The sequence below is a fragment of the Microlunatus sp. YIM B11417 genome (genome assembly GCF_059617205.1).
This window is the reverse complement of record NZ_JCAMPJ010000002.1, coordinates 783,529-801,866: the sequence shown is the minus strand read 5'-3', so window position 1 is coordinate 801,866 and position 18,338 is coordinate 783,529. Positions and strand designations below refer to the sequence as shown.

13 protein-coding genes are annotated in these 18,338 nt (G+C 70.7%); 2 read left to right on the top strand and 11 right to left on the bottom strand.

Features of this window, described 5'->3' with window-relative positions; genetic code table 11:
* Positions 1 to 8: 8 nt before the first annotated feature.
* From AC6CCG_RS14140 to AC6CCG_RS14100, 9 genes are all read right to left on the bottom strand, one after another.
* Entirely contained in the window at positions 9 to 986 is a 978-nt protein-coding gene (locus AC6CCG_RS14140) for a dihydrodipicolinate synthase family protein (RefSeq protein ID WP_496655178.1), read from the bottom strand.
* The gene (locus tag AC6CCG_RS14135) at positions 983 to 1,954 is read right to left on the bottom strand and encodes a succinylglutamate desuccinylase/aspartoacylase family protein (RefSeq protein WP_496655177.1); all 972 of its coding nucleotides are present in this window, start codon (positions 1,952 to 1,954) and stop codon (positions 983 to 985) included. Before AC6CCG_RS14135 ends, AC6CCG_RS14140 begins: the two co-directional genes overlap by 4 nt.
* On the bottom strand, positions 1,951 to 3,042 hold the full coding sequence (locus AC6CCG_RS14130) for a pyridoxal-phosphate dependent enzyme (protein ID WP_496655175.1): 1,092 nt from the start codon (positions 3,040 to 3,042) through the stop codon (positions 1,951 to 1,953). Before AC6CCG_RS14130 ends, AC6CCG_RS14135 begins: the two co-directional genes overlap by 4 nt.
* The gene (locus AC6CCG_RS14125; RefSeq protein ID WP_496655174.1) at positions 3,039 to 4,034 is read right to left on the bottom strand and encodes an ABC transporter ATP-binding protein; all 996 of its coding nucleotides are present in this window, start codon (positions 4,032 to 4,034) and stop codon (positions 3,039 to 3,041) included. The genes AC6CCG_RS14130 and AC6CCG_RS14125 overlap by 4 nt, the downstream gene beginning before the upstream one ends.
* Positions 4,031 to 5,050: an ABC transporter ATP-binding protein gene (locus AC6CCG_RS14120; RefSeq protein WP_496655173.1), complete on the bottom strand. Its 1,020-nt coding sequence runs from the start codon at positions 5,048 to 5,050 to the stop codon at positions 4,031 to 4,033. The genes AC6CCG_RS14125 and AC6CCG_RS14120 overlap by 4 nt, the downstream gene beginning before the upstream one ends.
* Positions 5,047 to 5,958: an ABC transporter permease gene (locus AC6CCG_RS14115; protein ID WP_496655172.1), complete on the bottom strand. Its 912-nt coding sequence runs from the start codon at positions 5,956 to 5,958 to the stop codon at positions 5,047 to 5,049. The genes AC6CCG_RS14120 and AC6CCG_RS14115 overlap by 4 nt, the downstream gene beginning before the upstream one ends.
* A gap of 12 nt (positions 5,959 to 5,970) precedes the next feature.
* Positions 5,971 to 6,924, bottom strand: a complete 954-nt coding sequence (locus AC6CCG_RS14110) for an ABC transporter permease (RefSeq protein WP_496655171.1) — start codon at positions 6,922 to 6,924, stop codon at positions 5,971 to 5,973.
* The gene (locus tag AC6CCG_RS14105; RefSeq protein ID WP_496655170.1) at positions 6,921 to 8,537 is read right to left on the bottom strand and encodes an ABC transporter substrate-binding protein; all 1,617 of its coding nucleotides are present in this window, start codon (positions 8,535 to 8,537) and stop codon (positions 6,921 to 6,923) included. The genes AC6CCG_RS14110 and AC6CCG_RS14105 overlap by 4 nt, the downstream gene beginning before the upstream one ends.
* A 201-nt stretch (positions 8,538 to 8,738) precedes the next feature.
* Positions 8,739 to 9,452 (bottom strand): FadR/GntR family transcriptional regulator, encoded by a 714-nt coding sequence (locus AC6CCG_RS14100; protein WP_496655169.1) that lies wholly within the window; start codon positions 9,450 to 9,452, stop codon positions 8,739 to 8,741.
* Between the two features lie 142 nt (positions 9,453 to 9,594).
* On the opposite strand from AC6CCG_RS14100, the gene AC6CCG_RS14095 reads away from it, so the two are divergent.
* Positions 9,595 to 12,339: an FG-GAP-like repeat-containing protein gene (locus AC6CCG_RS14095; protein WP_496655168.1), complete on the top strand. Its 2,745-nt coding sequence runs from the start codon at positions 9,595 to 9,597 to the stop codon at positions 12,337 to 12,339.
* 25 nt (positions 12,340 to 12,364) lie between these two features.
* Positions 12,365 to 15,427 (top strand): exo-alpha-sialidase, encoded by a 3,063-nt coding sequence (locus tag AC6CCG_RS14090; protein ID WP_496655167.1) that lies wholly within the window; start codon positions 12,365 to 12,367, stop codon positions 15,425 to 15,427.
* Here AC6CCG_RS14090 and AC6CCG_RS14085 read toward each other — a convergent pair whose 3' ends face one another.
* The gene (locus AC6CCG_RS14085) at positions 15,428 to 16,408 is read right to left on the bottom strand and encodes a glycoside hydrolase family protein (protein ID WP_496655166.1); all 981 of its coding nucleotides are present in this window, start codon (positions 16,406 to 16,408) and stop codon (positions 15,428 to 15,430) included. It abuts the gene before it with no gap.
* Positions 16,405 to 18,192: a beta-glucuronidase gene (gene uidA, locus AC6CCG_RS14080; RefSeq protein ID WP_496655165.1), complete on the bottom strand. Its 1,788-nt coding sequence runs from the start codon at positions 18,190 to 18,192 to the stop codon at positions 16,405 to 16,407. Before uidA ends, AC6CCG_RS14085 begins: the two co-directional genes overlap by 4 nt.
* Positions 18,193 to 18,338: the final 146 nt, after the last annotated feature.

The window sequence follows — 18,338 nt, the reverse complement described above, 5'->3', positions numbered from 1 at the left end:
TCGACAACTCAGGCGGGGGTGAGGTCGGCGGCCCGTTTGAGCACCTCGGCCACGTGCCGGGTCACCTCGTCATCGGCCTGCCGGAACGGTGCGGCCGCCGTGTTGTGTTCGATCACTCCGAGCTGCACCAGCGCTTCCTTCACCACGGCGAGGAACTGGGCGGTGAAGCTGCCGCCGGGGATCGGCCGCCAGTACAGGTCCAGCAGTCCGGCGATCTGGCCCTGCACGGCCGAGGCCCGGACCCAGTCGCCGTCCGCGGCGTGATCACAGAGGGCCACGTGGAAGTCCGGGAACACGTTGGCCAGCCCCGGCACACAGCCCGAGCCCCCGCCGAGCAGGAAGCCGTCGATGCACTCCTCCGAACCGGTGAAGTGCGGCACCTCCCGGCCGGGATCACCGAGCGCAAGATCACGAAGCGCCGCGCTGCGCAGCCGGGCTGCGCCGAGGTTGCCGCTGGAGTCCTTCAACCCGACGATGATCGACTCCCGGACCAGCCGGACGACCAGGTCGACGCCGAGCGACACCTTGACCCGGCTCGGCACCTCGTACGCGAGCACCGGCAGCTCGGCCGCCGCGGCAACGGCGGCGAAGTGGCCGACCAGTTCGTCGGGCGAGTGCTCGAAGCCGAACGGCGCCGACACCAGCAGCGAATCCGCCCCGAGCGCCGCGAAGTCGGCGGCGTCCCGGACCGCGTCCGAGGTGCCCAGTGCCGCCACCCCGGCCAGCACCGGTACCCGACCGGCCGCAGCCTCGACGACGGCCTGCACCGCGGCCCGTCGCTGGTCCGCGGAGAGGGCGGCGTTCTCGCCGGACGAGCCGAGTACGAGCAGCCCGGTCGCCCCGGCGTCGATCAGGAACCGGCTGAACTCGGCGGTCGACGCCACGTCGACCTCACCGTCCGGTCGCAGCGGCGTGATCATGGGCGGGACCACGCCGGCGGTCGGTACGGCGTTCAGCGATTCGGCGGCCAGCACGGGAGCGGTCATCGGTTTCCACCTTGGGGAGCGGGAGCAGGGATCTCGGGGGGATGTTCGGGACACACCGACACCAGCGGGGTGCCGGCAGTGATCTTGGCGGCGCGGCGCAGGAAGACGACCCGGCCGTCGGCGGCGGCCAGCACGGGCGTGACCACACGGTCGGCGAAGTCGATCACCCGGCCGATCCGGTCGCCGGCACGGACCGGGTCCAGCAGCTCGACCTCGGCGAGGAAGTAGCCGTCCCGCTCCGCCGGGGTGAAGGTGTCGGTGTCGCCGGAGCCGTGCAGCCACAGCCGGACCGGCACCCCGGGCGGCGCGGTGCCGGCCGGCAGCAGGCCCCACGCCTCGCAGACCCGCAGCACTCCTTCGCTGTACGCGGCGATCACCGGCTCCGCCAGCACGCCGCCGGTCCGCGACTCGACATACATCGCCGGGATGCCCAGCTCGGCCGCCACGCTGAGGGTACGGCCGGCGCCGACGGTCGGATGGGTCCAGAGCACCTCCAGACCGAACGCCCGGGCCATCGCCGTCGACCGCTGCGCGACCGGGCTGCCGCCGCCGTACGCACCGGCGAAGAACGGTAGATCAGCGTCAGGACTGGAGGTGTGCAGATCGATCAGGCCGTCAGCGCCCGTGATCAACTCGGTCAGCACCAGGTGGGCCAGCCGTTCGGTCGGGCTGCCGGCCGGATCGCCGGGGAAGGTCCGGGCCAGATCACGGCCATCGGCCGGCCCGGTCCTCACGAACGCGGCGTGGGCCGCCTCGTGCAGCACCGGTACGACCTCGAGGCTGCCCGCGATCAACGGCCAGGGCTGCCGGGTCAGCCGGCCGGCGCCGACGATCCCGCCGATCTCGTTGCCGTGGACGCCGCCCACGACGAGCAGCCGCGGCCCGGGCCGGCCGGAGTCCAGCCGGTGCACCGTCACACCGATCCCGGGCTCGGGTGCGCCGACCCGTCGAGTGGTCCAAACGATCATGGTCGTGCTCCGGCGATCAGGGACGCGAGTTCGTCGTCGATCCGGTCCGCGGCGATCACCGGCACCGGCGCCGCGTCGGCCAGCCGGTCCAGGGCCGCCGTGTCCTTGTGGCCGGCCCCGGTGGCGATCACGACGACGGGCTCGGCGCGGTCCAGCCGGCCCGCGGCCAGGTCGGCGATCACACCGGCCAGCGCGGCGGCTCCGGCCGGCTCGACCAGCAGCCCGGCGTCGGCCAGGATCCGTTGGGCCGCGAGGATGTCGGCGTCGTCGACGATCACGTCGTGACCGCCGCTGTCCCGGACGGCGGCGACCGCCCCGGCCGCGTCGTAGAGCACCGCCATCTGCAGCCCGGACACGGCCGTCGTCACCGGCTGATCAAGTCCCTCGGGGCGACCGGCCAGCGCTCGCCGCAAGGAAGCTCCGCCGCTCGGCTGGACGCCGATCAGCCGAGGCACCGGACCGAGCTCGGCGAAGCCGCGGTGCAGCCCGGTCAGCAGGCCGCCGCCGCCGACCGGCGCGTAGATCGCCGCCGGCTCGGGCCGTTGCTCCGCGAGTTCGTACGCGATCGTCTGCACGCCGGTCATCGCCTCCGGCGCGTAGTGGAAGCCGGTCAGCAACGGATAGCAGTCGAGCCGGCCGGCGATCGCGGCGATCCGGTCCGCGATCCGGCGGGTCGCCGCGGCGTCGTGCCCGATCCCGACCACCCTGCGGGCCACCCCGCCGACCGCGACGATCTCGCGCAGCTTCGGCGCCACGATGTCGGACAGGGTGAACAAGATCGCCCGCGACCCGGCCGCGGCCGCATACGCCGCGGCCGCCGCACCGCCGTTCCCGGACGACGTGCCGACCGCGCCGGCCAGGCCGCGTTCCTTGATCAACGTGTACGCCACCGAGGCGACCCGGGCCTTGAACGACCCGGTCGGGTTGCGGTCCTCCGCCTTGAGCCAGAGCCGATCCAGCCCGATCCGGACGCCGACCGTCCGGCTCAGCTCGACCAGCGGCGTGTCCCCCTCACCGAGCGACACCGCGCACTCGGGCCGCCGCGCCGGCAGCCGTTCCGCCCACCGCCACATCCCGCCGGTGATCATGAAGCGGTCCGTACGGCCAGCGGCCCAGCGAAGTGGCAGGCCGCGGTGGTTCCGGGGCTCGTGATCAACTCGGGCCGTTCGGTCGCGCAACGATCCTCCGCCTGCCGGCACCGGGTCCGGAAGGCGCAGCCGGACGGCAGGTCCAGCGGATCGGGCAGGTCGCCCTGCAGCCGGATCCGGGCACTGCGGCCCCGCTCGTCCGGATCGGAGATCGGCACCGCCGACAGCAAGGCCTGGGTGTACGGATGCCGGGCCCGGTCGAACACCTCGTCGGTGCCGCCGTGCTCGACGATCCGCCCCAGATACATCACCGCCACGCGGTGCGCCAGCTGCCGCACCACCGCGAGATCGTGTGCGACGAAGAGGTACGACAGCCCCAGCTCGGACTGGAGCCGGCCGAGCAGGTTGACCACCTGCGCCTGCACCGACACGTCCAGCGCCGACACCGGCTCGTCCAAGATCAACAGGCTCGGCTGCAGGGCCAGCGCCCGGGCGATGCCGACCCGTTGCCGCTGCCCGCCGGAGAACTCGTGCGGATAGCGGGAGATCAGTTCCGGACGCAGTCCGACCAGGTGCAGCAGTTCCCGGACCCGGTCGCGGCGGCTCGCCGCCGTACCGACGCCGTGGATGATCAACGGCTCGGCGATGATCTCCCCCACGCTCAGCCGGGACGGCAGCGAGGCGTACGGGTCCTGGAAGACGAACTGGAGGTCGCGGCGGAGCCGCCGCAGCGAGCCGGCGTCCAGCGCGTGCACGTCCTGGCCGGCGAACCGCACGGTGCCCCCGGTCGGCCGCTGGAATCGCATGATCGTCTTGCCGACGGTGGACTTGCCGCAGCCGGACTCGCCGACCAGGGCCAGCGTCTCGCCGCGGCCGATCGCGAACGAGACCCCGTTCACGGCATGCACGAACTGGCGCGGCCGCCACGGCGCGCCGCGCTTCACCGGATAGTGGACCACCAGATCGGCGACCTCGAGCAAGGGTTCGGTCATCGGGCGCTCAGCCCCTCCAACTCGGCCTCGGCGGCGAAGTGACAGGCCGCCGCCTGCCCGTCCCCGATCATGATCAACTCAGGCCGGACCAGGCACTCCGACCGGCTGCCCGAACGATCGCAGCGCGGCCGGAACGCGCAGCCGTCCGGCAGCCGGGCCGGGTTCGGCGGCTGGCCGGGAATGGCCGGCAGCTCAGTCCCGGTCGCCCGGGCCAGCGTCGGCCGGGAGCGCAACAGCCCCCGACTGTAGGGATGCCGCGGCGCGTGGAACAACTGTGCCACCGTACCCTCCTCGACCACCCGGCCGGCATACATCACGACAGCCCGGTCGGCCACCTCGGCGATCACGCCGAGATCGTGCGTGATCAACACCAGGGCGGTGCCGGTCTCGCGCTGCAGATCCTGCAGCAGGTCGAGGATCTGGGCCTGCACGGTGACGTCGAGCGCGGTCGTCGGTTCGTCGGCCAGCAGCACCGCGGGGCGGTTCGCCATCGCCATCGCGATCATGGCCCGCTGCCGCATGCCGCCGGAGAACTCGTGCGGGAACTGATCGGCCCGCTGCGCGGCGCGCGGGATCCCGACCTGGTCCAGCAGCTCGACGATCCGTGCCCGCCGGGCCCGGCGGCCCAGTCCACGCGAGTGCCGGCGCAGGCTCTCGTCGATCTGCTGCGCGATGGTCATCACCGGGTTCAGCGCGGTCATCGGATCCTGGAAGATCATCCCGATGCCGCCGCCGCGGACCTGCTGCAGCCTCCGTTCCGAGGCGTTGATCAACTCCAGGTCGCCGAACCGGACCGACCCGGACACCACCCGGCCGTTGGCCGGGAGCAGCCCGAGCAGCGAGAGCAGCGTGATGCTCTTGCCCGAGCCGGACTCGCCCACCACACCGAGGGTCTCCCCCGCCCCGACCGCGAACCCGACCCCGTTGACGGCCCGGACGGTGCCGCCCGCGGTGTCGAACTCGGTGGTCAGGTCCTCGACCCGGAGCACCGGCTGCGCGATCGCCCCGCCCGTCATCGCTGCCCCTGCTTGGGATCGACGGCGTTGCGCAGGCCTTCGCCGACGAAGTTCACGGCCAGCACCGTGACCGCGATGGCCAGCCCCGGTGGCAGCCACATCCAGGGCATGCTCTCCAGGATCGCCAACGACTGGGCCTGGTTCAGCATCGAACCCCAACTCGATGTCGGCGGCGGCACCCCGAGGCCGAGGAACGACAGGGCCGCCTCCAGCATGATCACGGTGCCCACCATCCCTGTCGCGACGACCGTGGCCGGTCCGAGCACGGCCGGCACCACATGACGGCCGATGATCCGGCTGTTCCGGGCCCCGAGCCCGGTGATGGCCAGGATCGAGTCCTGCTCCCGCAGCGCCAGGGTCAGCCCGCGCACCACCCGGAACCCGCCGGTCCAGTCCATCAGCGCGATGACGATGATCATGGCCGGCAGGCTCGGCCCGATCAGGGCGGCCACGGTGATGATCACGATCAGGGTCGGGAAGGCCTGCGCCACCTCCGCGATCCGGCTCAGCACGGCGTCCGCCCAGCCGCGCAGGAAGCCGGCCAGCGCGCCGAGCAGGACACCGACCACGGTCGCGGTGAGCGCGGCCGCCAGGCCGACCAGCAACGACACCTGGCCGCCGACCAGCAACCGGGCCAGCACGTCGCGGCCCGCGGAGTCGGTGCCGAGCCAGTGCTCGGCCGTCGGCGGCCGGCGGTACTGGGCCGGATCGACCGCGTTCGGGTCGATCCCGTGGAGCAGCGGACCGCCGAACGACACGACGATCATCACCGCGAGCACGACGGCGCCGGGCAGCGCCAGCCGGTACCGGAGGAACCGCTGCCAGGCGGCCCGCGCCGGCCGCACCGCCGGCGGCGCCAGCGCCTCCAGGTCCGGTTCGGTTCCCGCATCGACGACGGCATCGCTCATGATCAACACCTCCTAGAGCCGGATCCGTGGATCGATCAGTCCGTACGTGAGGTCGGCGACCAGGTTGCAGACCAGCACCAGCACGGCGGTGAGCAGGACGAAGCCCATCAGCACCGGATAGTCCCGATTGGCGATCGCGTCGACGGCCATCCGGCCGGTGCCCGGCCAGGCGAACAGCTGCTCGATGATCACGGCACCGCCGAACAGCCCGGGGATGCTCATCGCGACGACCGTGACCAGGGGGATCAGCGCGTTGCGCAGCCCGTGCCGGAGCACCACCCGGGGCCGGGACAGGCCCTTGGACCGGGCGGTGATCAAGTAGTCCTGATCGAGGACGTCGAGCATGCTGGACCGGGCCCACCGGACGTAGCCGACCGCCCCGGCCAGGCCGAGGATCCCGGCCGGCAGGACCAGGTGCCGGAACGCCTCGCCCCAACCGCCGCCCGGCGTGTTGATCCCCGCGGTCGGCAGGATCCCGAGCTGCAGTCCGAAGACGTAGATGCAGACCATGGCGACGAAGAAGCTCGGCACCGAGATCAGGATCAGGCTGAACAGCAGGATCAGGTAGTCCGTCACCGTGTTCTTCCGCAAGGCCGCGATGATCCCGCCGGTGATCCCGATCAACAGCGAGAGGGCGGTCCCGGCCAGCATCAGGTACGCGGTCGCCCCGAGCCGGCCGGCGATCAGCTCGCTGACCGACCGGCCGGTGGTGATCGAGTAGCCGAGGTTGCCCTGCAGGACCTGGCCGGCCCAGGCCAGGTACTGCACCGGCAGCGGCTGGTCCAGGCCGAGCTCCCGGCGCAGCGCGGCCATCGCCGCCTCCCGGTCCCCGGCGAAGTTCAGCGGGTCGAAGTACATGCTGACCGGGTCACCAGGGATCGCCCGGGTCAGCGCGAACAGGGCGACGCTGATCCCGACCAGCGTGACCGCGCTGACACCGAGCCGCCGGGCGACGAACAAGATCACGAGGCGAGGTCCCAGTGGTGCGCCGCGGCCAGTCCGCCGAGCGCCGGGTCGAAGCCCTTGACCCGGGTCGTCGAACCCCACGGCTGGTTGGCCACGAAGAGCGGCAGCGCCGGCTGGTCGGTGTTGAGGATCCGGGCCGCGGCCTGGTAGTGCTTGGCCCGCCCGTCCTGGTCGGTGGTCGCGATGCCGGCCTGCAGTTCCTTGTCCAGCTGGGGATTGCAGTACTTGGAGAGGTTCAGCGCACCCTTGCAGGTGAACCGGACGTTGATCGTTCCCGGCTCGCCGGGGGCCAGTGCCAACACGGTGATCAACAGGTCGAACTTCTCCTGCTCCACCAGCTTGGTCAGCTCGGCCGGCTGCAGCGGATGCAGCTTGGCGTTGATCCCGACCGCCTGCAGCTGGCCGGCGATGATGTTCATCACGGCGTCACGGTCAGCCTGGCCGGGGACGATGTCGAGGTTCACCACGGTGTCGGACTTCCAGCCCGCCTCGGCCAGCAACTGCTTGGCCTTGGCCGGGTCGTAGTCGTACGTGATCAGGTCGTCCGGCACCGCCCAGTCGGGCTGGTAGAGCATCGACTGCGCGACCGTTCCGTTGCCGGCCAGCACGTTGTCGACGATGGACTGCCGGTCGATCGCGTACAGCACCGCCTGGCGCACCTTGGGATCGGCCAGCTTGCCGCTGTTCAGCGCCGTGTAGAGCGACATCACGGCGGTACCGGGTGCCTTCTGGACGGTGATCTTGCCGGTCTTCTGGACCGAGGCCACATCGGCCGAGGCGACCTGGGCGATGTCGATCTCGCCGGTCTCCAGCTGCGCCCGGGCGACGTCGCCGGCCAGGTACTGGGCGTACACATGATCAAGAGGATGCGCCTCGTCGCTCTCCGGGTTGGGCACGAACTCGATCTGATCATCGGTCACCCACCGACTGAACACGTACGGCCCGATGCCGACCTTCGGCTCCCGGAACTCCTTCGCTCCCTTGAACTTCGCGCGATCCAACGAGCCGTACACGTGCTTCGGCACGATCAGCAGCGGCACCAGGTTGGCCAGGAACGCGGCGTTCGGCTCGGCCAGCTCGATGATCACCGTGTGCTCGTCCGGCGCCGTGATCCCGGACAGCTCCTTCGCCTTGCCGGCTTGGAACTCCGCGAACCCGGCCACCGGCGACAGCTGGCCGCTGAAGATCGACTTCGTCTTCGGGTCGGCATAGCTCTCCAGGCTGAACAGCACGTCGGCCGAGGTGAACGGGGTGCCGTCGCTCCACCGGGTGTCCTGCAGCGTCAGCGTGTACGTCTTCGCATCCTCCGACGGTTCCCAGGACTTGGCCAGGCCCGGCACGAAGGTGGCCTGCTCACTGCGGACCAGGGGCCGGAAATGCAGCGCCGAGATCTCACCGTCCGCACCCTGCAGGGCATTGAACGGATCGAAGCTGGTCGGCGCCTGGTAGAGGTGATAGCGAAGATCACGACTGGCCGACGACGAGCCGGCGCCCGGCCCCGGGTCGGGCTCGGCCCCCGGCGGGGCACAGGCGGTCAGGGCCAGCGCGGCGAGGGCCAGCGCGGTCGCCAGGCGGGCGGCGATGCCTCTGCCCCGGCGCGCGGTTCCGATCATGGAAGCTCCTTCGAGAACGGCCGGACGGGCGAACGCCACGGCGGCCGGGTACGGCAACGAGCAGGCAACGGCTCTGGTCGAGCCGGATCGGGACGGTCCCGCGACGGCCGGCGGTGGCCGTCGCTTCCGTACCTAGGATTGTAGGATGTTGTACATGCTACGAGCCGGGTCAATCCCGGTCAAGAGAGCAATTCAGCGGAATCAGGTGTCGTAGTCGCCGCGGAGCATCGGCCCGAAGTGCTCCCGCATCGCTTCGGCCGCGGCCGCGCCGTCGCCGGCCTCGAGCCCCTCGAGGATGGCGCGGTGATGCCGCGGGGCCAGCGCAAGATCGGGCCCCGGCGGCTGTTCCTGGGTGATCTCCCGGGTGCTGTCCCAGAGCGAACGCAGAAAGCCGATCAGGACCCAGTTGTCCAAGGGGCGATAGAGAATCTCGTGGAACCGCCGGTCGGCGTCATAGGCCCGTTGATCTTGCTCGGCAGCCGCCTCGATCTCCTCGATGCTCTCCCGCAGGTCGGCGAAGTCGGCCTCGGTGAGCCGGCCGGCCACTTCGGTGACCAGGCTCGCCTCGACCAGACTGCGCACCTCGGCGATCCGGCGGATCACATGATCACCACCGTCGCGACTGAGCAGCTTGCCCCAGAACGCGAGCCCGTCGGCGAGCCTGGGCAGGGAAACCTCGGCCAGGTAGGCGCCGTAGCCGTGCCGGATCTCCAGGATGCCGAGCGACTGGAGCGACCGCATGGCCTCGCGGATCGCGTTCCGGGAGACCCCGAGCGCCTCGCCGAAGGCGGCCTCGGTCGGCAGCCGGTCACCGGGCTGGAAGCCGTGATCGATGATGTAGGCCTTGAGCAGGTCCTCGACCTTCGGCGGCGCGGGCCGTCGGTACGAACGCTCCTCTGCGGCTGCACCAGACACAGCACGACCCTAACACCATTGTCGGAGGTACCACGTCCCACAAAGTGGTCCCGATCATGGACACCGCCGAGCCGGCACGCTTACCGTGTCGCAGGTAAAGAAACGTTCATTCCACTGAATGAACCATCCTCAGGAGCCGTCGATGGCCTCACCCACCGAACCGACGATCCTTCGTGATCATGGTTTCGCCGATCTCAGCCGGGGCACGCTCGGCAACGCCGGCCAGAACCTCTATGTCTCGCGGGCCGGCGTGCTGCAGCGGATCGCGTACGCCAGCCTGACCGGCAGCGGCTACGTCGATCTGCCGTTCGCCAACTCCCACGACGACGGGGTCAGCCTGCCGGCGTACGTCTATCTCGATCCGCTGAACTCCGACGAACGGCTGGAACTGGACACCTTCGGCGCGTACGCGGGCGCGGCCGGCGACCTGACCGGCGACGGCTACGACGATCTGGTGATCGCCAACCAGTACGACGGCGCGACCAACGAGTTGTACGGCCAGGTCTACTTCGGCGGCCCGGACGGCTATCGGCGGAAGCGGATGCTGCAGCTGTGGGCGCCGTCCAGCAAGGACGTGGTGCTCGGCACCTTCGCGCCCGGCGACCGGCCGTCGATCCTGTTCGTGTCCCGGGAGCGGCTGCGCCGGTTCACTCAGGATGATCGAGGTTTCGCCGCCCGCCGGTTCGATGATCTTGCGCTGCCGGGAGGGATCGAGTCGGTGGTGGCCGGTGACCTGGACGGCGACGGCGTCGACGACCTCGTGGTCCGGGCGCCGGACGGCCGGGTCCGGGTCTTCTGGGGCGGACCGGGTGGTCTCGATCCGGACCGGCACTCCCTGCTGCCCGCCGAGCTCACCGACGGGCCGCCGATCGAGACCAGGATCGACACGGCCGCCATGGGCGCCGCGGCCGCCGGCGAGGGGCTCGGCGCAACCGGACTGTTCGTCTACCGGCCGCCGACGGCGAGCCGGCTCAAGATCATCGAGATGGGCGGCCGGACGCAGCTCTTCCTGTGCCCCGACGCGACGACGTCGTTCATCGCCTTCGATGCGGTACGGGAGCCGGCCGTCACGCTGCGGTTGGACAGTGGCCCGGTGATCAGTGCCGCGGTCGGCGACGTCACCGGCGACGGCCGGCCCGACCTGGTGCTGGCGACCCGGCAGGTCACCGAAGGGGTCGAGCAGTCGAGGTTCCATGCCGGGACGGTGGACGGCGGGTTCGCCACCGAGCCGATCATGATTGCCACCCGGTCCGCCAACGAGGTGGTGATCGCCGACCTGGACGGCGACGGTCGCGGCGAGGTGATCGTCTGCCAGGACCAGTTGCCGGACTCGTACACGCACGAGTCGTTGATCTTCGCCGGCACACCGGACGGACCCGCGGCCGATCCGCGCCGGCTGCTCACCCACTGCGCACTGGACGTGATGATCATCCGCTGGCCCGGGGACGGCCGGCCGAAGCCGGTCTTCGTCAACCATCTCAGCAACACCGTGCGCGGCAACGTCAACAGTGTGGTCTATCTGGGCGGCCCGGACGGCTACGCGGCCGACCGGCGGCTGGAGTTCCCCGGCTGGGCGGCGACCGAGCTGAAGTTCGTCGACTTCACCGACTCCGGCGCCCCGGACGTCTACGTCGCCAACTCCAACGAGAACTGGCTGGACGTCAGCAACGGCTCGTTCGTCTACTACCGCAACGGCGACGCGTTCCCGCTCACCGACCGGGTGGAACTACCGACCGAGCACAACATGTCCGGCGTGATCGCCGACCTCGACCGGAACGGCTACCTTGACCTGATCACGACGGGCTGGGGCCAGGACGAGATCGTGATCTTCCGCGGCGGCCCGGACGGCTTCGGTGCGCCGGAACGGATCAAGCTCACCCTCGACGGCCGGACCTACGATCAGCCGCGCTACCTCAGCCTGGCCGACCTGAACCGGGACGGCTGGCTGGATCTCATCATTCCCGAGCTCGGCCGTCACGGCGGCGTGATCATCCTCTGGGGCGGCCCGGACGGCTTCAACGCGGAACGCTCCACGGTGCTCGACTGCGGGACCGCGGTCTCCTCCCGGGTCGCCGACCTGGACGGCGACGGCTGGCTCGATCTGATCATCGGCGGCTTCAAGGGCGACGACCCGCGGGACGACTACCGCACCTTCGTCTACGTCTACTGGGGCGGGCCGGACGGGTTCCGCAACGACCGCCGGACCCAGCTGCCGGCCAACTTCCCGGTCGACGTCGGGGTCGCGGACCTGGACAACGACGGCCGGCTCGACCTCGTCGTCACCAACTATCACGGGCACCAGAACCGCGACCTGGACAGCTACATCTACTGGGGCGGCCCGGACGGGGACTTCCATCCGCACCGGATCACCCGGCTGTTCCACCACTCGGCGTGCGGCGTCCTGCTCGGCGACTTCGACGAGGACGGCTACGTCGACCTGGCGATCGCCAACCACAAGACGTACGGCAATCATCCGGGCGAGTCCTATGTCTGGCACAACGGGCCGGACGGCTTCTCGCCGGAACGCCGGACGGCACTGCCGACCGCCGGTCCGCACGGGCTGAGCCATCTCGACTTCGGCAACGTCTACGACCGCGGACCCGAAGAATACTTCGAATCCCGCGTCTTCGAGCTGACTCGACCCGGCCACTGCACCAAGATCGACTGGACCGGTGACGTGCCGGCCAAGACCTGGGTCACCGCCTGGCTCCGCTCGGCCGGATCGCCGGCTGATCTTGCTCAGGCACCTTGGGTTCCGGTCGGTCCGGAGCCATCGATCCCGGTGCAGCGCTTCGTGCAGTACCGCCTTGCGCTCGGCGCGACCAACAGCGTCGCCACCCCACGGCTGACCGGAGTCGAGCTCACCGTCTCCTCGCCCGCACCCTGACCGACCGAAACCCGCAGGAGTGATCATGGATCGACGACGATTCCTTCAGACCGGCGGCGTCGCCGCCGGCTCCGCCGCCCTGGGCCTCACCGTCACCTCGCCGGCGGCCGCGACGCCCGGCGCGGCGGCCGCGACCGCGCTGCCCGGCTCCGTCGGCTGGGCCGACAACGACCTCGATCCACGGACCGGGCCGCTGCGGAACTTCGGCCACAGCGGCGGCTTCGCCCTGGACTGCCTCCACCGCACCGTCGGCGCCGACCTCGGCAACCGGACCTTGATCAACGCCGTCGAGCTGATCAGTGAACGGCCGAGTCACCGGCTGAACCCCCGTGATCTCGCCGTGTACGTCAGCGACGACAACGCCGCCTGGCGCAAGGTCGACGCCGACTTCCTCGACCTCGGGACGGCGATCTGGCTCTACAACCTCGACGCCGAGGCCCGTTACGTCGCCGTGCACTGCCACCGCGAGGGACCCGGCAGCGTCGCCACCTTCGCGAACACGAACCTGCAACGGCTGATGACCGTCCACCGGATCCCGGCCGGCTCCTTCATCGCGGGCTCGGGCCGCTGGCCGTACCGTACCGAGCTCAGAGTGATCAACGACGGGCCGGAGGCGCTGGACGACCGGGCCGGCTATGTGTCGCTGGCCCAGCTCGGCGTACCGGCCATGATCAAGACCCGCAAGGCCGCCGCGGACCTGTCCGACCTGCGCTTCGCCACCGTCGAGGGCCGACAACTGCCGGCCTATTGCGACGGCCGCGGGATCTTCGTCCGGGTGCCGCGCCTCGAGGCCGGCGAGACCCGCACCCTCCATCTCCACAGCGGAAATCCGGACGCGACCAGCGTGCTCGCCGACGCCACCGCACTCCAGGTCGAGTACGGGCATCGCACGTTCCAGCCGCAGTCGGCGAAGTCCGCCGCCGGACTGTCCTTCGGCGGCGAACTCCATCCGGTCCGGCTGCCCGACGGCACCCTGCTGATCGCGTCCAACACCACCGCGGCCGGCGGCATCCACGCCCGCTACAGCTTCGACGACGGCCGCACCTGGACCACACCGGAGCCGATGATCACCGCCGGCGACCCGGCCCGCGGCACCGACCGGGCCGGCGGCTTCCTGGTCGACCCCGACACCGGCGTGCTGACCGCGATCCTCTACTCGGTCGGTGTCTCCAACGGCAACGACTGGACCGACCCGAGCCAGCATCTGTGCCAGGTCTGGGTCGCCCAGGCCGACCGCTACGTCGACCGGAAGCCGGTCTTCGGCACGCCGCGGCCGCAGGTGATCATGAATCACGAGACCGGGCGGCCCGCCTCGTGGACGATCACGTACACCGATCCGATCAAGACGGCCTCCGGCGCCTACGTGGTTCCGGTGCCCTACATCTTCCGGCCCGATGGGCAGTTCGCCCTGGCCGTGCTGCGCTCCACCGACGGCGGCGCGACCTGGCGGCAGAGCGCGACGCCGCTCACCCTGAGCGTGGCCGGGTTCGAGGAGGGCGTCAGCGAGTCGACGATCCTGCAGCTGCGGTCCGGGACTCTGGTGATCTACGCCCGGCAGCAGACCGACACCAAGTACCACTTCGGCACCAGCACCTCGACCGACGACGGAATCACCTGGGCCGAGCTCACGGACAGCCGGATCCTGGCCAGCAACACCCAGCCGACCACGCTGAACCGAGGGGACGACGTGATCATCGGCTGGCCGGGGCACAACGCGTTCGGCCAGAAGAGCTATCGGCGCAACAACTTCACGCTCGCCGCCACCCGCGACGACGGCCGGACCCTCCTCGGCCATCAGGACGTGACCGGGGCGACCAGCCTGTCCACGCCCGGTTGGAAGGACACCCGGGAGCAACGGCTCATGGTCGAGTCGTTCATCGTTCCGGCCGGTGATCACGATCTGCTCCTCGGCTGGGCCTCCGGGCCCGTGACGGCCGGGTCGACTCTGCTGATCGAGGACCTGGACCGCTTCCTGTACCGCAGCCACGGAGCCCTGGACGTGCCGCGCCACCTCGATCCGACCGTGGTCGACGGCGGACGGGAACTCGCCCAGTCCCGGTGGTGGCGCAGCACCCGCGGCGGTCAACTCGACCTGGTGCCCGGCCCGAACGCGGCCGGCCGGGCGGTCCGGCTGCGGACCAGCGAGCCGGCGTTGCCGGCGGCTGCGTCACGGCTGTTCCCGGGCGCGCGGAAGGCCAGGCTCCGGTTCCGGCTGCGCTGGTCGGAGCTCGGCTCCGGCCTGCGGATCGCCCTTCAGGAAGGGTTCGCTGCGCCCGACGTGCCCAACGTCGGCGCGAACGCCCGCGGCACGATCGCCCAGTTCCGGCTCGCCGCCGACGGCGAGGTCCGGGTGACCACCGAGGACGTCTACGACGCCGTCCCGATCGGCGGGTTCCTGGAGAACGACGTCGACCCCGCGACCGGCAACCTGGGTCTGCTGAAGATCCTCCCGGTCGCCTTCGACTACAACCGGCGCAGCGTCGGACTTGATCTTCAGCAGCCCCGCGAGGTCGCCTCGATCGTGCTGACCGGACTGGAACGGTTCGCCACCGGCGGCACCTCGACCAGGTTGGAGCCCGCGGACGTACGGGTCTGGGCGTCCGAGACCAACCGCGGCGACTGGCGCGAGATCACCGGCTGGTCCGGCACCAAGGACGGCTTGGTGATCACCCTCACCGGACCCGCCTTCAGCACCCGGTATCTGAAACTGACCCAGCCGTACGCGGACAAGGCGTTCACCTACGCCAACGACCTGGAACAGCTGGTCCGGGTGCTGCCGGAACGGCCGGACCTGGAACACCCGCAGGACTTCGGCCCGCTGCCCGAGCCGACCACGCTGACGCCGGACGTCTGGCACACGTTCCGGTTCGACGTCGACCTCGACGACGGCAGCGTGGCCACCATGATCAACGGCCGGACCGTCGCGGAACTCCCGGTGCTCCGGGCCGCCGAGACGCTCACCCACCTGTTGCTGCTGACCGAGACCGGCGGCCGCACCGAGGTGTGCGTGGCCGAGTTCCTCGTGCAGGACACCACCCGCGGGCTGCCGTCGATCACCCGGATCGGGCCGCCGGCCCAGGGCGGGTGATCAACGCGGCGGGGCCAGCGGCAGGTCCAGCCAGGCCAGGCCGAGATCGCGGTGCAGGTGATCTCGGCCGTCGCCACCCGGGCCGTCGTAGAGGAGCGCCAGCCGCTCCCCGTACCTGATCACCGTCGGCATGCCGATGCACCGGTGCGACCAGGAGCAGTTCGCCCCGTCCAGGACGACCGCCTTGTGGTCGGGATTCCATGATCGCGGATCGCGGCTCCAGTAGACCCAGATCGCGTCGGTGAACTCCGCGCCCCGTTCGTCGATGCCGACATGGTTGGTGAACAGGAACCAGGTCTCGCTGCCGGGTTCGTAGTGCAGCGTGGAGTTCTCGATCTGTTCGGCCGGCGGCAGGATGGGCTCCGGCGAGATCTCCCAGCGGCCGGCAAGATCACGGGTCCGGGCCAGCCCGAGGGTACGGAGCGGCCGATCGCCGCCGGCGGAGGCGGAGAAGAACTGGAGGAACTCACCGTCGACGGCGATGATCGCGCCGGGACTGGCCGTGTCGGCGTAGTAGGTGCCGGGCGCCGGGCGGAACGGGATCCGCTCCGGCTCCTTGCGCCACGGACCGGCCAGCTGATCACTGGTCGCCGCGCAGGTCAGGTACGGGAACGCCGGGATCCGACCGGGCGGCGGCGTGGCGTTGGGCGAACCCACGTAGAACATGTGCCAGCGGCCGCCGTCCTTGATCACCCAGGGTGACGAGGCGGTGGCCGAGTCGTCGGACCCGGGCGGTCCGAGTTCGAGCACCGGGCCGCGTTTGGTCCAGTGCACCAGGTCGGTGCTGGTCGCCAGGCAGGCCAGCCAACCGGTCGGGCCCGCACCGTCGTAGAACAGGTGGAAGACACCGTCCTCGATCGCGATCGAGGCCTCCCGCGCGCCGAGGGCGTCCCAGGCGTCGCCGTGCCGCAGCACCACGCCATGATCACGGGCCGGCAGTCGGAGTCGGCAACCGGGCCGCCCGTCCGGGTAGCTGATCATCGCGGTGTGCCGCGCCCGCCCGGCGCGGTCCAGCGCTCCCGGAGGATATGGGCGGCCGCCTTCGGGTCCCGGGTCCGGGTGAAGACGCCCTTCTTGTTGCCGTCCACGCGATGGATGCCGGGAGCGGTCCGGAAGTCGGCGAAGTTCCAGACCTGCTCCCCGACGAAGCCGTCGATCCGGTCGAAGACCCGGTGGTACAGCCGGAGCAGATCGGCCTGGTACTCCTCCGTCCACGGCACGTCCCAGACCGAGTGCAGCCCAGGCATCGCGTCCGCCCCGTACTCGGTCATCATGATCGGCTTTCCGTGCCGCTCCACCCAGCGCCGCAGATCCGCTTCCAGACTGACCTCCGCGGAGGCCAGGTCGCCGTTGGCCACATACCAACCGTGGTAGCGATTCAGGCAGATCACGTCGAACAGGTCGGCGATCTGATCTTGGTCCGGCCCGGCGAACATCACGTTCGCGTACGTGATCGGCCGGGTCGGGTCGAGTTCCCGGGCCAGCGTGGCGAGCGGCTCGAAGTAGGCCCGGGCACCGTCCTCCTGGGAGGCCGGTTCGTTGGTCAGGCACCACAGCACGACGCTCGGATGGTTCTTGTCCCGGTTGATCAACTCCCGGATCGCCTGTGCATGGGCGGCCCGGGTCTCGTCGTTGATCGTCTCCGGCGAGAACGTCGGCAGCGGCGGCCGGCCGGTCAGTCCGCCGCCCATCGCCAGGTTCAGCCCGACCGCAGCCGTCTCGTCGATCACGACGATCCCGTGCCGGTCGGCGTAGTCCAGCACCTCCTCCGCGTACGGGTAGTGCGAGGTGCGGAACGAGTTCGCGCCGATCCAGTCGAGCAGCTGGAAGTCGTGCACCAGGTAGGCGTCGTCGTGGCCCTTGCCGCGCACCGCCGAGTCCTCGTGTTTGCCGAATCCCGTGAAATAGAACGGATCTCCGTTGATCAAGAACTCGGTGCCCCGCACCTCAACGGTGCGGATCCCGACCGGCAGCGCGTAGCTGTCCAGCACCTCCGCTCCCTCGACGAGCTCGACCAGCAGCGTGTACAGGTAGCCCGCGCCGGGCCGCCACAGGGTCGCGTCCGGCACCCGCAACGCACCGGTCGCACCGGTCCCCTCGGCCACCTGATCACCGGCCGCGTCGGACAGCCGGACCCGGACCGCTGCCGTACCGTCGACCTCGACCGAGTAGCCGACCACTCCCGTCGTGTCCTCGATCGTCGTGGTGACCGTGACGTCGTCGACGTGCACCGGCGGCACGCTGTGCAGCCAGACCGAACGCGGCAGTCCGGCGTAGTTGTAGAAGTCGTGCAGGTAGGTCTGCCGGCGCCGGCCCGCCGCGGTGGTCTCGACCCGGCCGGGTGGGATGGTCGTGTTGGTCAGCTCCCCGCTGACTGCGATGCTGAGTCGGAACTCCGACCCCGGCCGGACCAGGTCGGTGATGTCGGCCTGGAACGGCGTGTAGCCGCCGGTGTGCTCGGCGACCAGGGTGTCGTCGACGTAGACCCGGCCGGCGTGGGTGGCGGCGTCGACCCGGACCAGCACCCGCTCGCCGGTCCAGCCGCGCGGCACCCGGACCGACCGCTGGTACCAGACCCAGCCCACATGATCACGGATCGCCGGGTCGACGAACAGGTCGTTGTAGCTGGCCGGGACCGCCGCCTCCAGGGTGCCGTCCAGCGGCCCGCGCCAGGGCTCGGACCCGTCGCCCGGATCGAGGGCGAACCGCCACAGGCCGTCCAGCTTGATCGTCTCGCGGGTCGCGGTGTCCCGGGGCTTGAGCATCGTCGCGTCCTCCTCGTCGTGGGCGTCCAGGACAAGGTACGTGACCGGCGATGATCACCACCATGTCCCGGCAGGAAGGACGAGACCGGTCGCGGCCGGGACGGCCTGCCTACGATGCTGCGGAGATCCCAGACCCCGGAGGCCCC